Source organism: Serratia sp. CY38905 (assembly GCF_052168875.1).
In the GTDB taxonomy this organism is placed as follows: domain Bacteria; phylum Pseudomonadota; class Gammaproteobacteria; order Enterobacterales; family Enterobacteriaceae; genus Serratia; species Serratia sarumanii.
Window position 1 is genome coordinate 224,408 of sequence record NZ_JBJNLV010000006.1, and the last position, 14,093, is coordinate 238,500.

Sequence of the window (14,093 nt, forward strand, 5' to 3'; positions counted from 1 at the left end):
GCGGGTTAATTTTGTAAACTTTATTTTTTATTTTTAGCGATATTGTGCGTGTTATTTAACTCTTGAATTTATTATTGGTAATTATTTGGGTTTTTAATTCATGTGTTAATAATATCCGCCATCAGGAAATGTGGCGGCAAGCTCGACAAAATATATTCCTGATGTTTAACCACGTTGTGAACCCGATCAAACAAAAACAATTCTCATTATCATTGATCGCCGGCGTAAAATGTATATACTTCGATAAGCCATGTAAACTAACGTAAATGGATGTGTTTAAATGTGTGCATGGAAGCCCGGGATTTGGCCTGCACTCTTGGCGCTCTGCGCTCCGGCGTGGTGTGCGGAGATCGCCAGCCCTGCTGACCGCGACAGCATTACCCAACAGCAGAAAACGTTGCTGGAACAGGCGCAACAACAGCGCGAGGCGCTGCAAAATAACGTTGAGTTGCCGGCCTTGCCGCTGCCTGTGTCGGCCGCCGCAGGGGCGGTTTGCCAACCGGTGCGGCAAATCGTTTTTCAGGGCGCCGAACATCTTTCCTGGTCGGTAAAAGAAAGCCTGGCGCGCCCGTATCAGGGGCGCTGCCTGACGCTGGATCACATCAACCGTCTGGTGCGCGAAACCACCAATGCTTATCTGCAACGCGGCTATGTCACCTCGCAGGCCTGGCTGCAGGAGCAGGATATTTCCCGCGGCGTGTTGACCGTGAGCGCCAGCGAAGGGCGAATCGAGTCCATCACGCAGAACGGCGAGCAGACGCTGGCGCTGAAAATGGCGTTTCCCGGCCTGGTTGGCGACGTATTGAATCTGCGCGATATTGAGCAGGGCATGGAGCAGCTCAACCGCCTGCCATCGCAACAGGTGGCTATCGATATTCAACCCGGCGAACAACCCGGCTTTTCCAACGTGGTTTTGTTGCGTGGCGCCCGGCGCGCGCCGGTCTCTTTCTCTTTCGGCGCCGACAACAGCGGCCAGAAAAGCACCGGCACCGGGCAGATGAACGCCGCCTTCACGCTGGATAACCCGCTGCGCCTCGCCGATCAATGGTCGCTTTCCGCAGCGCGCAATAACGATTTCAGCCCGCATTACCGCAGCCGCAGCCTGAACGGCGGCGTCACCTTACCCTACGGCTATTGGCTGTTCAGTTACCAGTACGCCTGGAACGATTTTTTCCAGCGGGTGCCGTTCAACGGCGCGGCTTACCGCTATCAGGGCAACAACCAGACCCAGCGTCTGGGCGCCAACCGCACGTTGCTGCGGGATGGCAAACGCAAGCTGGCCGTCGATATCGGGCTGGCGCGGCGTACCACGGAAAATAAGCTGGCGGGGGAACGGTTGGGCGTCAGCAGCCCGACGCTCAGCGTCGCCAGCCTGGGCCTCAATTACAGTGCGGCTGCGGGCGGCGGCTATATGACGCTGAACCCGACGGTAAGCCGCGGGCTGCGCATGCTGGGCGCCACCGCCGACGATCCTGAGCGCGACGGGGCGCCGCGCAGCGAGTTCCGCAAGCTTGGCCTCAGCGCCAGCTACTTTTATCCGCTCGCCCCCTCTCTCTATTACCTGACCTCGGCCTATGGGCAAACCAGCGCAGACAACCTGTATGCCGGCGAGCGCATTTCCATTGGCGGGCAATACTCGGTGCGTGGCTTTAAAGAGCAGTACCTGACCGGAAATCGCGGCGCCTACTGGCGCAATGAACTCAACTGGCAATGGCAGACGTTGCCGGGGCTGGGAGAGCTTTCTTTCACCGGCGCGTTAGACGCCGGTTGGTTGCAGGGGCGCGCCGGTCTGATAGACGGCGGCAGCGTCGCCGGCGCGGCGCTGAGCGCGACGTTAAACGGCCGCTGGTTCAATCAGGCGGTCACCGTCGGTAAATCGCTGACGCACCCAGGCAGCCTGCAACCGGATCGTTGGGTGGCCTACTGGCAAGCCACCGTCACGTTATAACGCCAGCACACAGCAGGAGCGCCTCGGCGTTCAAAACAACATCCTTTCGAAGGAATGAATATGGATAAGTCCACTTCCCCTTTGGCGCGGGGCGCCAGCTATTTGCTGATCTACCTGACGGCTTTCCAGCCGTTGCACCCGGCGTTCGCCGCCGGCATTACCGCCGCTAACGGCAATACGCAGGTGGTTATCAAGCCGGGCAACGTACCGGTGGTGAATATCGCCACGCCGAACGGCGCGGGGATTTCACACAATACCTACAAGGATTTTAACGTCGGTACGCCCGGTGCGGTGCTGAATAATGCCATCCAGGGTGGCAAGACCCAACTGGGCGTGACTATTGAGAATGCAAAGGGCAACCCGAATCTGAAAGGGAAGCCAGCAGAACTTATCATCAACGAAGTCACCGGAGGCAGTCGTTCCGAGCTGCAGGGCAAGCTCGAGGTGTTCGGCAACAAAGCCAACGTGATGATCGCCAACCCGAATGGCATCACCTGCAACGGCTGCGGCTTTATCAACGCGCCGGGCGTGACGTTAACCACCGGCAAACCGCAGTTCGACAAGCAGGGCGCGCTGGAGGCGCTGGAGGTGAAAAAAGGCGGCGTCACCATCGGCGGTAAAGGGCTGGACGGCAGCGGCGCCGACTATGTTGACATCATCAGCCGCGCCACCGAGCTGAACGGCAAAATCAACGCGCAAAACCTGTCGCTGACCCAGGGCGCTAACCGCATCAGTTTTAAAGACGGCACCATCAAGCCGATCGCTGGCGAAGGCGCCAAACCAGTGTTGGCGGTGGACACCAAGGCACTGGGCGGCATGTACGCCAACAAAATCCGCCTGGTGGCCAATGAGGATGGGGTAGGGGTTAACCTGAAAGACCTCACCAGCAAACAGCGGGATATTACGCTGAGCGTTAGCGGGCGGATTGAGTTGGGCAATACACAGGCAGCGACAGACTTGAACGCCAGCGCCAGGGAAATTCATATCTCATCGGGCGTTAAGGTGCGCGGTGAACGTGACGTGACAATGGCTGCCGATACGCTCAATAACAACGGCAATGTTACGGCGCATCGCGATATGCGGGTGTTTGCCGATACGGTACGCAATGTGGCACTACGTGATGGCGACAACACCGCATTGCATAGCAACAATAATCTCTGGATTCAGAAAGACGCTCAGGGGAATAAAGCCAAACAGATAGAAAACCGCTCTGCACGCATTCAGACCAACAGCGGTGACTTGGTTATACGCACGGAGAATTTGAACAATGTCAGGCAAGAGGTTCAAGCCGTTTGGAAAAATACTCCCGCTAACTCTAAAGCGTTCAATAAATCCTTGGTAGGAAGTTATTACGACTCACGGCAAGGTGTTGACGCTATTGTGCTGCTGGAGCCTGAACTGAAGGACTTTGGCATCGGCAGTTGGTTTGGCGAAATCAACCTGTCGAAAGGCGACAAGGTTAATGTGGGGAAAGACGAGTATCTTCTGGTGAAATCGCAGGCGCCGGGGGTGATAAATTCAGGCAACAACGCTTATATCAACGCGACAACGTTATGGAACGATCAGTCGAATATCAGCGCGGCCAAAGATCTGATCCTGACGGGGAACGATTTTACCGTAAAGAGCATTCAACTCGGCCAGAAAGATCGGTACTGGCGTCTGGGAACGAACACGTTTGGCGTTGGGGCGTTTGCCCGTGACGAAGATGCGCCTCCCGGAGATTGGGATCTGCTGTATGTCACGGAAAAAGCGCCTTATACCAAGCAGCAGGAACTTGTCGTCTGGCGAGCAAAGGGGCAGCAAAAATCATCGATTACCGCCGGCAATAATCTCACTGCGGATTTTAAAAATAAGATAGAGATCAGTACGCCGACGCCTCATGAAAATCAGCTGAATGAAGTGGTCACCTCCGGCAGGCCAGAGTCGCTAAAGGCACGGAATGTTCTGCTGCATGCCAAAAATATCGTCGGTACTGATGCGATTCGTGCCGGCGGCAATATCACCGCGATTGCCGAAGATCGGATTGTTCTTGGGCAAGGCATTTTGGCCGCCGGAAAAGAGCTGTCTCTGACGGCGGTCAACGCCATCGACGCCTGGCAAAGTGAGCTGAAAGGGCAGGACGTCACGCTAAACGCCAAAAACGGTGAGATAAAGATACATTCCAGCGAGAAACCTCACTACTTCCGCCCTGACGGTTCGCGTTGGTTGGGCAGCCTTGAGGCTTCACGCGATTTGTCTCTCACGGCTGGCAGCACCATTACGTTGCTGAATACGCTGCTGGCGCCGCAAAGTCGCAATATCGCCATGACGGCTAACGGCAGCATTGCAATCGTAAAAAACAGCGCGTTGTTGGAGGGGGCGCTATTGGGGGGGCCGGTTTCTCCGGCTAAACGGCAGGAATACTTCAACCAGCTGTTGGCCAGTGGCCAAATGAGGGCAACGGGTTCGGTTCTGCTCAATAGCGGTGGCTATCTGGCGCTCCGCGGCGCCAAGATTAATGCGGATAAGGACGTTACGCTGTTAGCCGCCCATAACGCCGATCTTAACTACCGTGAACTTGACGGCCGATTCAATGCGCTTTTCCCTGTGTCCCGCACGCCTGAACTGGGCAGCCGGGTACACGCCGGCGGCAATTTGCTGATTAACTCGGCCCGCGACATCGGCACCCAGGGCGGCGCGCTCTCCGCTAACGGCAATATCACGCTGCTGGCCGGGCAGAATCTATGGTTGTCGAACCTGGCCTATTCCGCCATTGATGCCGCCAACGACAACAACAAAGACGACCGCCATGTGGTCACAGCCCTCAGCGCGGGTAAAAACCTGACCGCGTCGGCGAATAACCAACTGCTGACTTACGGCGCCAGGCTGACCTCCGGCGCCAACATGACGCTGACTTCCGGCGGCGATATGCGTTTCGAGGCGGTGCAAAATCACACTTACCGCGAGGGCGGCAACGAGTTCACCGAAACTCGCACTCAGCAGGGCACCGAGCTGAATGCCGGCGGCCTGATGACGGTGATTTCCGGCGGCAGCATTCTGTTCCAGGCGACCAAACTGGTGGTTAAAGGATTAGGGGCGAACTGGAAACCGTCGGTGGCGGTGACGGATTGGGGGAGTCGGATAGCCATTGCAGAGCAGCAGCTTCAAAATGCACAGCAGCGTATCAATCAGGCTCTGCAGGACAAGAGCCGGGCTGAACAAGCGAAAAACAGTAAAAGCAATGAATTTAATACGTTGCAGCGTGACATTGATACGCTAAGACAAAGACAAGCAGATAATTTAAGGAAGACTCAGGAATTTTCCGCCAAGCATGGCAAGTTAATGGAAATTAACGATTGGGGTTTATGGCAACAAAGTGCCGCCCTCGCTGCCGAGGGTATCGGCATCACCCATGAACTCTTGGAAAAAGAGAAGCGTGCGAATATCCTTCCGAATGAAATAAATGCCGAGCAATCAGCGTTCAATAACGCGCAACAGCGCCTTACTCAGGCCACGCAAGATCGCGATGGCGCTCAATCACGCCTGGCAACCGCCCGCAACGAGGCGAAAAGCAAAGGGGCGGACGAGGCCAAACAAAAAGCCCAGGTCGATGCCCACAACCAGGCAGAGGCTCGGCGTGTCGGCAATATGGATATCGCCGCCAAGGGCGGCTATCTCTACGCCCAGGCGATGGAAGAGTCCAGCCATTACGAGAAAAAGGAAACCAAGCGCAAATGGTGGGGCAAGAAAACCGAGGTTAAGCAGACCCGCCACGACGTGACCAACAAGGTTACCGAGTTTACCGCCGCCGGCAATATCACGCTGATGAGCCGCGACGACAGCACCTATGAAGCCAGCAAAATCGCCGCTGGACAAAACGCACGCCTGACCAGCTCCCGTGGCCAGGTTAACTTCCGCGCGGTGAAAAACACCTCTTTCGAACAGACCGTCAGCAATTCGAAAGGCTTCTTTATCAAGCAGGCCAATAAAGGGTACGAAGACAATAAGTGGGTGCTGCCGAGCATTCATACCGGTGGCGCCTTGACCGTAGAGGCCGCCAAGGGCGTCAGCGCCGATGTGAAGGTGAAAAACGGCCAGGCGCTGCAAAGCGCCATCGACGCCCTGGGCAATACGCCGGGCACCACCTGGGTCAAAGATCTGAACAAGCGCAACGACGTGCAGTGGAGCAAGGTCAAAGACGCTTACGACAGCTGGGATTACAAGAGCCAGCACCTGAACCCGGCGGTGGCGGCGGTGATCGCCATCGCGGCAGCGGCGGTGACCGCAGGCAGTTCACTGGCGGCCTCGGCGGCCTCCAGCGTTTCCGGCGCCGTGGGCGGCGGGGCGGTAACCAGCGGCGCGGTCACCGCCGGGATGTCTTCGCTGGCCTCCCAGGCGGCGGTGGCGTTGGTGGAGAACCAGGGCAACCTGTCAAAAACCCTGCAGGCGCTGGGTAGCAATGAGAACGTCAAGGCGACCGCCACGGCGATGGCGATCGGCGGCGCGCTCAACGGTTTCGACAGCGCGATGGGCTGGAGCAAGGACGCGGCGGGCAAACCGCTTAATCCAAACAACGTCAAACTGCCGCAGCTGAGCAACGGCGACTGGAGCAAGGTGGCGCAGCGGGTGGCCGGGCAATCGGTCATCAGCTCCAGCCTGAATACCGCCATCAACGGCGGCAGCTTCAAGGACAACCTGACCAATGCGCTGCTGGCGAACATCGGCAGCCAGGTTCAGGCCGAGGGCGCCAATCTGATCGGGGATAACGGTCAGGTTCTCAATATACCGGGCCGGGCCGTAAGCCATGCCGTTCTAGCGGGCGTGGCCGCAGAAATCGGCAAGGGCAATGCCAAAGGTGCAGCGGCAGGGGCGCTGGCGGCGGAGCTGGCCGGGGTGATCATCAATGATAATTTGGTCAGAAGTGAAGGCTGGCAAGAGCGTCAGGCTCAAATCAGCCGCGTAGCGGGCGCCTTTGCAGGGGCCATCGTAACCGCCAAAGCAGCAGGTGCCACCAGCGGTGCAAATGCGGGTGAGTTTGTCGAGCGTTTTAATCGACAGTTGCATCAGGAAGAACTCAACGCCATTAAAGCGTTGGCTAAGGGTGACAAGGAAAAAGAAGCGCGTCTGATGGCGGCTTCATGCCGAAAAGTAGCTTGCACCACGCAAGAGGCGTTGAACTCAGACGAACGCAAGCAGTTTGAAGCCCTGATGAATAAGTACCCGTCAACGCGGGATGAAGACGGCCTCATTGCCAATTACTGGGTACAAAAAGAGCGCCAGCGCTTCGGCAACTATCCGGCGTTTGCCGGCTATGACAGCGAAAAGTTATTCACGTATGATTTGGGCGACCAGATAACCGACGGCCAGCTGTTTGCTCGCAACCAGCAGATAGAACAAATCAGCAAGTTGACCGGGTGGTCGCCGGACTGGGTGAATGCCTCGGTGATGGCGGTCTCTATTGCCAGCACGTTTGCCGGTATGGGTAAAGCGAACGTCGGCAACCAGTACCTGTCATCCAAACTGGTAGGGCCAACCAGCGCCTGGAAAGGGTATCTGGTCAATGAGAAGACCGTTCAACAGGCTGCTGCGTTTAGGCAGCAGGTATTGGATGCTAGGGCGCCATTTGCGGAAAAAATCCGAAAAAAAGGAAATGCAGCTGTTGCACAAATCGATGTTCCTGGTATGCCGAAAACACTTGCGGCACACAGCAGGATAGCTAAAGCAGAAAAAAGTTTCATAGGTGATGGAAACCAAAACTTTAAATATGAAACCATTAAAAGTTCTGATGGTATCCTCATATCTAGGAATACAGATTCAGAGTACAAAATTCTGGACAACCTGGCTGATAAGTTAGGTAACAATGTATCAGCTGAGGGGAGAGTCACCATTTTCACTGAACGTGCTGCATGTGAGAGCTGCTTGGGTGTCGTAGAGCAATTTCAGAAAAAATACCCTAGAATAAAAGTAGAGGTTCTCGACAATAACGACGTAATGCTGATCCCTGGGAGATTGAAATGATGGATGAAGAACGCATGACTTATGAAGAATTGCGAGCTGAGTATTTAGATTGCTTTTATAGCTGTTGTAGAAGTCACATTAATGCTTTTAATAAAAATGGTACGACCTGGGAGTACGGTATTGAAGAAATAGGGTATGCATCTTATCAATACGAAAATGCACAGTTATCGCCTGTGGAAATGTTAATGCTGAAAGTGTTTACACTCATCCTTATAGCCGGCAGAGGGCCAAAAGATGTTGAGAATAATTACCGAAACTCAATTTCTTCCATTTTGGAAAAAACAAACCTTGAGTCTCTAATTCAAGGTATTGGCGAAGATGAAAAAAGCGATTTGCTTTATGATATGGAGTTGCTTGGATTGCTTGAGAAGCCTGAGTAACCTCACCGCTCCCAACAGGTTGAGGTTAGGCACGCTTTGCTCATGCAAATGAGCCAAGGTAAAAAGTACCACTATAGGCCACGGTTGACGGAAATCTAACGCCCATGCGAACGGCTCTTCGGAGCCGTTTTCTCTTGATTTTGTATTCCATATAAACGCCGATAGGACGCGGCGGGCAAACCGCTCAATCCAAACAACGTCAAACTGCCGCAGCTGAGCAACGGCGACTGGAGCAAGGTGGCGCAGCGGGTGGCCGGGCAATCGGTCATCAGCTCCAGCCTGAATACCGCCATCAACGGCGGCAGCTTCAAGGACAACCTGACCAATGCGCTGCTGGCGAACATCGGCAGCCAGGTTCAGGCCGAGGGCGCCAATCTGATCGGGGATAACGGTCAGGTTCTCAATATACCGGGCCGAGCCGTAAGCCATGCCGTTCTAGCGGGCGTGGCCGCAGAAATCGGCAAGGGCAATGCCAAAGGCGCAGCGGCAGGGGCGCTGGCGGCGGAGCTGGCCGGGGTGATCATCAATGATAATTTGGTCAGAAGTGAAGGCTGGCAAGAGCGTCAGGCTCAAATCAGCCGCGTAGCGGGCGCCTTTGCCGGAGCGCTGGCGACAGGCAAGGCTAATGGAGCTAATAGCGGAGCAAATGCTGCTGAAGTCGTTGAGCGTTTTAATCGTCAACTGCATCTGGATGAGTTGAACGCGATTAAAGAGTTGGCTAAAGGAGACAAGGAAAAAGAGGCTCGATTGTTGGCAGCCTCATGTCGACAAGTTAATTGTACTGCACAGGAGTCTCTTAGTTCAGAGGAACGTGTTAACTATGAAGCTTTGATGGAAAAATATAAAAGCACCAAATATGAAGATCAATTACTTGCTAATTACTGGGTTTTACATGAAAAGCAACGCTATGGTAACTATCCTCTCTATCCTGAAATGGAGCTGTCTCAGCTATTTACTTATACTGAAAGTGACAAATTAAATGATGGTAGTGATTTTGTATTGAATCAATGGATTGAAAATGCTAGTAAATTTTCAGGGCTATCTAAAGAGGCTGTGAAAGGGGCCGCAATATTATTATCAACCGCAGGGGTAGTCCTTGAAGCTTCTCGAGGTGGTCGTAGCAAGCCGATAGTCTTTGACGGTAAATTTTATTCTGCTGATGACTTTAAATTCAGTAAAGAATACTATGAAAGGCTATGGGGACAGGGACGACCAGCTCCTTTCTTACAAGCACGTGAAATTATGAACAGCAAACCGAAGGTAGTCGCAGATCCAAGAGGAGCTCCGGGGTATTTTAAGTATGAGGGGGCTGGATTAGAAATGATATATAATCCATCAACTAAGCAAGTTGGGCACATTCAACCAATGAGAAATAAATAGGTGATTATTATGGATGTTTGGAGTGATATGGAGAGAGAGCTAAAACGTTACCAAGATAGTGTGAATTTAATAAAGCAATATGTTATCAAGTATAATTCACGCTGTGAAGAATTAATCGCAGAAATAGCCAGGCTTACTTATGAGGAAAGCCAATTGAAGTTTGATGAGATTTATAATATACAAGAAAAATTAGCGATAGCATTGTATAAATATGAATTTCACCTGGATGAACATACTCGTGACTTGGTTTACCATTTCGAACGAGATGATCAATATTCAAGGTTATTCTGGTACGAAAAATTTAAAAACGGTTTATCGTGGCCCGCCGAGTAACCTTTTAAATTGACTGGCTCTGATAGCGGTTGACACTTCCAGTCCTATAACGCCTGATAAGTTTTGTCGGGCGTTTTGTATTCTGGATTGCTAGGGGTTTTAGATTTTTAATCCTGATAAAAATGATGAACGCTTCTCGATTATCGGCGAGAGTGTGAAACAGGAATACCTGGGGCGGGTCGAAACATTCAAGACGAAGTACGAACATGCCGGCGTGGATGGCGCTTTTGGTGCAGGTCTGGAGTTTGGTAAACTGACGATGGCCGGGCTAGGGCTGTTTGCTGGGGCCGCCGGTGCAGGTAAGCTGGGTGTAAAAATAACTAGTAACACGCTTAAAGCTACTTCCAAAGCTGCCGAGAAAAACACATTAATTGCTCTAGACCGCATGCCCAAAAGTGAGACGAAACTTCCGTGGGACTCTTGGCAAAATTATCCGAAAAAAACAGTTGATGGACGTCAATACGCACGTATAGGTGATCGTCTTTACTCTCAACATGCCGTTGACCGAATGCAACCAACAAGCTTAGGTTCCCCAGCAGGAACCATTGGACCTGGAAAAACCATTTCTCCAAATATAGTTGAACATGTAATTAAAACAGGTGTTACTGAAACAAGCATATCCAATGGTATTCAAAGGACAATTTATCGGGCTGGTGACATTGGTGTGGTTACTGAAAACAATGGTAACATCATAATCACAATCCTTCGTAGGAGTGAAAAATGAGTGAGTGGATTTATCCCGATGTAATTAAAAAACTTAGGTTTTCCTGTGTGGCCTTTTTAGAGGGAAAACTATCTGTGGCTGAAGTTCAATCAGAAATAGATAACGCAGGTAACAGTATTGTAGCGATAGAGGAAAAATGGTTACGACAGTTGCTACTTGATGCGGAAAGCGATATTGAACTTTTGATCTTCACTATTGACAATGAAAAATTGACAGCAGCTGTTACACCTATCGTACAGAATATTATCAAGGAAATAAGTTAGGAAATGGCTTCGCCCCTATTTCAGCAACGTGCTATGCATCATAAATAGGTAAATAATACCGTTTATGGAGGCTGCTGACCCACGTATGGAAACGGCTCTTCGGAGCCGTTTCTGTTTTTTTATCGTCCCCGCCCCGAAAACCGCAATACCAGCCCTATCAACAGCAACGCAGCGCCCGAGGCGTAGAGTGGGAACCAGCGCGTCCACCAGAGCGGGGAAAACAGCGGGGCGCTATTGGGATCTGCGGAGGCGTAGCCGCTATAGGTATTTAGGCCGGCGGTTATGGCGAACATGACCAGACCGATAAAAAGCAGCAGGTTTGAGATGGTCGTCATTATATTTTCCTTTGTAGAGGTAGAGGGTAACTCTTACTATCAATATGAATTATTGTTCGATTAATTATCTCGGGAAATATTATTTATTTCCGCATTCATCAGACTATTTCCTGACGATAAAATAGCATGCCTTAATACTAGCCACTTATTTCCCAATAAAAAACCCGCCTGCGCGGGTTTTCTCTTTTTCTTGCTGACCGTCACTTCACCAGCGGCTTATCATTGGGCGTTTTGAACTTCGCCAGGTATTGCGGCTGGAAGATGCACATGCGCAGCACGGTGCGGTATTCGCCGTTGACGAAGAACTCGTCGATCAACTCGCCTTCCACGTTGAAGCCCAGCTTGCTGTAGATGTGGATCGCCTTCGGGTTCTCCTTATCGACGATCAGGTACAGCTTGTACAGGTTCAGCACCGAGAAGCCGTAGTCCATCGCCAAGCGGGCGGCGGTGCTGGCATAGCCTTTGCCCTGGTGGGCGGGATCGATGATGATCTGGAACTCTGCGCGGCGGTGGATGTGATCGATCTCCACCAGCTCCACCAGGCCGACCTTGGCGCCTTCGTGCTCGATGATAAAGCGGCGCTCGCTCTGATCGTGGATGTGTTTGTCGTAGAGATCGGAAAGCTCGACAAAGGCTTCGTAGGGTTCTTCAAACCAATAGCGCATAACGCTGGCGTTGTTGTCCATCTGGTGGACGAACGACAGATCGTCCCGTTCCAATGGGCGTAACCTGACGCTGGCAGTGCTGGACATGTGGGCTCCTCTGTGCCGTGAAATTGTGCAAAGTATAACTTCACAGAATGGATGAAGGCGAAAAAAAAACGGCGCCGCGTGGGCGCCGTTTAGGCAAGGTTCAGGCTGCGCGCATCAGTCGGCGGCGTGGCCCTGCTCAGGCAGGCGTTCGCCGTCCAGCCAGGCGGCGCCATCGCGCATCGCCAGGCGGCCGTCGACGAACCAGCTCACCACCAGCGGATAGATCGTGTGTTCCTGGGTTTGCACCCGTTCAACCACGTCATCCTCTTCGTCGTCAGCGAAAATCGGCACCTTGGCCTGCAAAATCACCGGGCCGCCGTCGAGCTGTTCGGTCACGAAGTGCACCGAGGTGCCGTGTTCGCTGTCGCCGTTGTCGATGGCCTGACGGTGGGTATGCAGCCCGGGGTATTTCGGCAGCAGGGAAGGGTGGATGTTCAGCATGCGGCCGGCATAACGCTGCACGAACTGCGGGCTGAGGATGCGCATGTAGCCGGCCAGCACCACCAGATCGGGTTGGTGCTGGTCGATGGCGTCCGCCAACGCGGCGTCGAACGCCGTGCGATCGGCATAGGCCTTGGCATCCAGCGCCTGGGCGACGATGCCGGCCGCCTCGGCGCGTTGCAGGCCGTAAGCCTGCGCCTTGTTGCTGAACACCGCCACGATCTCGGCGGCGATGCGGCCCTGCTGGCAGGCGTCAATCAGCGCCTGGAGATTGCTCCCCTGGCCGGAGACCAACACCACGATCTTTTTCATCAGTTGATGACCACTTGTTGTTCGTCGGAAGAGGCGGTCAGTTTACCGATTTTCCACGCTTTTTCACCTGCCGCGGTCAGCAGCGCGATGGCCGCTTCCACTTCGGCTTCCGGCAGGGCGATGACCATGCCTACGCCGCAGTTGAAGGTGCGGTACATTTCATGGCGGCTGACGTTGCCGGCCTGCTGCAGCCAGGTGAACACCGCCGGCCACTGCCAGCTGGCTTCGTCGATCACCGCCTGCATGCCTTCCGGCAGCACGCGTGGAATGTTTTCCCAGAAGCCGCCGCCGGTGAGGTGAGCGATGGCGTGTACGTCCGCCTTCTCGATCAGCTCCAGCACGGACTTCACGTAAATCTTGGTCGGCGCCAGCAGGTGGTCGGCCAGCGGTTTGCCTTCCAGCTGGGTGGCGGTCGGATCGGTGTTGCTCACTTCCAGGATTTTGCGCACCAGCGAGTAGCCGTTGGAGTGCGGGCCGGAAGCGCCCAGGGCGATCAGCGCGTCGCCGGACTGCACTTTGCTGCCGTCGATGATCTCGGATTTTTCGACCACGCCGACGCAGAAACCGGCCACGTCGTAATCTTCGCCGTGGTACATGCCCGGCATTTCAGCGGTTTCGCCGCCCACCAGCGCACAGCCGGACTGTTTGCAGCCTTCGGCGATGCCGGTGATCACGCTGGCCGCGGTGTCCACATCCAGCTTGCCGGTCGCGTAGTAGTCGAGGAAGAACAGCGGCTCGGCGCCCTGAACCACCAGATCGTTGACGCACATCGCCACCAGATCGATGCCGATGGTGTCGTGGCGTTTCAGATCCATCGCCAGACGCAGCTTGGTGCCCACGCCGTCGGTACCGGAAACCAGCACCGGCTCGCGGTATTTCTGCGGCAACGCACACAGGGCGCCAAACCCGCCCAGACCGCCCATCACTTCCGGGCGACGGGTCTGTTTAACTACACCTTTGATGCGGTCTACCAATGCGTTGCCAGCATCGATATCGACACCTGCGTCTTTATAGCTGAGAGAGGTTTTGTCGGTCACTGCGCGATTCCCCACGACGGTTTGCGGTTTGAAAACTGTGCTTCCGATGTTGATTCCGGAATAAGGCGCGGCAATTCTAACAGCGCAGGCAAACGTTTGCGAGTGGCTTGTGAACCGGCTCCGCTTTTTCGTCATCTATACTGATATTCAAACTTTTGTTGATCCCGATCGGGCTATTGTGGGTGGCGCGG

Annotated in this window: 10 protein-coding genes and 1 pseudogene; 7 read left to right on the top strand and 4 right to left on the bottom strand. The window is 53.9% G+C overall.

All coding sequences use genetic code 11. The features are described 5' to 3' along the window. Positions 1 to 280 precede the first annotated feature (280 nt). The 7 genes and pseudogenes from ACJ8MK_RS15485 to ACJ8MK_RS15515 all read left to right on the top strand — a co-directional run bounded on the left by ACJ8MK_RS15485 (position 281) and on the right by ACJ8MK_RS15515 (position 11,025). Positions 281 to 1,948: a ShlB/FhaC/HecB family hemolysin secretion/activation protein gene (locus tag ACJ8MK_RS15485; protein ID WP_049194855.1), complete on the top strand. Its 1,668-nt coding sequence runs from the start codon at positions 281 to 283 to the stop codon at positions 1,946 to 1,948. Positions 1,949 to 2,008: 60 nt separating this feature from the next. Continuing rightward, entirely contained in the window at positions 2,009 to 7,945 is a 5,937-nt protein-coding gene (locus tag ACJ8MK_RS15490; RefSeq protein WP_442517874.1) for a DUF637 domain-containing protein, read from the top strand. Further along, on the top strand, positions 7,942 to 8,325 hold the full coding sequence (locus tag ACJ8MK_RS15495) for a hypothetical protein (protein ID WP_043140454.1): 384 nt from the start codon (positions 7,942 to 7,944) through the stop codon (positions 8,323 to 8,325). The genes ACJ8MK_RS15490 and ACJ8MK_RS15495 overlap by 4 nt, the downstream gene beginning before the upstream one ends. Positions 8,326 to 8,499: 174 nt before the next feature. Beyond that, positions 8,500 to 9,705: pseudogene (locus tag ACJ8MK_RS15500) on the top strand (DUF637 domain-containing protein); the annotation flags it as partial. A 9-nt stretch (positions 9,706 to 9,714) separates the two neighbouring features. Beyond that, positions 9,715 to 10,038: a hypothetical protein gene (locus ACJ8MK_RS15505; protein WP_049213428.1), complete on the top strand. Its 324-nt coding sequence runs from the start codon at positions 9,715 to 9,717 to the stop codon at positions 10,036 to 10,038. 154 nt (positions 10,039 to 10,192) lie between these two features. Further along, positions 10,193 to 10,762 (top strand): hypothetical protein, encoded by a 570-nt coding sequence (locus ACJ8MK_RS15510; RefSeq protein WP_242447860.1) that lies wholly within the window; start codon positions 10,193 to 10,195, stop codon positions 10,760 to 10,762. Further along, positions 10,759 to 11,025 carry a hypothetical protein gene (locus tag ACJ8MK_RS15515; protein WP_049213429.1) on the top strand — a complete coding sequence of 89 codons (267 nt, stop codon included), beginning with the start codon at positions 10,759 to 10,761 and terminating at the stop codon, positions 11,023 to 11,025. The genes ACJ8MK_RS15510 and ACJ8MK_RS15515 overlap by 4 nt, the downstream gene beginning before the upstream one ends. Positions 11,026 to 11,144: 119 nt before the next feature. Here ACJ8MK_RS15515 and ACJ8MK_RS15520 read toward each other — a convergent pair whose 3' ends face one another. From ACJ8MK_RS15520 to purM, 4 genes are all read right to left on the bottom strand, one after another. Continuing rightward, positions 11,145 to 11,360 carry a hypothetical protein gene (locus tag ACJ8MK_RS15520; RefSeq protein ID WP_060419990.1) on the bottom strand — a complete coding sequence of 72 codons (216 nt, stop codon included), beginning with the start codon at positions 11,358 to 11,360 and terminating at the stop codon, positions 11,145 to 11,147. A 200-nt stretch (positions 11,361 to 11,560) separates the two neighbouring features. Beyond that, positions 11,561 to 12,112, bottom strand: a complete 552-nt coding sequence (gene speG, locus ACJ8MK_RS15525) for a spermidine N1-acetyltransferase (RefSeq protein ID WP_004941631.1) — start codon at positions 12,110 to 12,112, stop codon at positions 11,561 to 11,563. 114 nt (positions 12,113 to 12,226) lie between these two features. Continuing rightward, the gene (gene purN, locus ACJ8MK_RS15530) at positions 12,227 to 12,865 is read right to left on the bottom strand and encodes a phosphoribosylglycinamide formyltransferase (RefSeq protein WP_101427213.1); all 639 of its coding nucleotides are present in this window, start codon (positions 12,863 to 12,865) and stop codon (positions 12,227 to 12,229) included. After that, positions 12,865 to 13,902 carry a phosphoribosylformylglycinamidine cyclo-ligase gene (gene purM / locus ACJ8MK_RS15535; RefSeq protein ID WP_025303843.1) on the bottom strand — a complete coding sequence of 346 codons (1,038 nt, stop codon included), beginning with the start codon at positions 13,900 to 13,902 and terminating at the stop codon, positions 12,865 to 12,867. Before purM ends, purN begins: the two co-directional genes overlap by 1 nt. Positions 13,903 to 14,093: the final 191 nt, after the last annotated feature.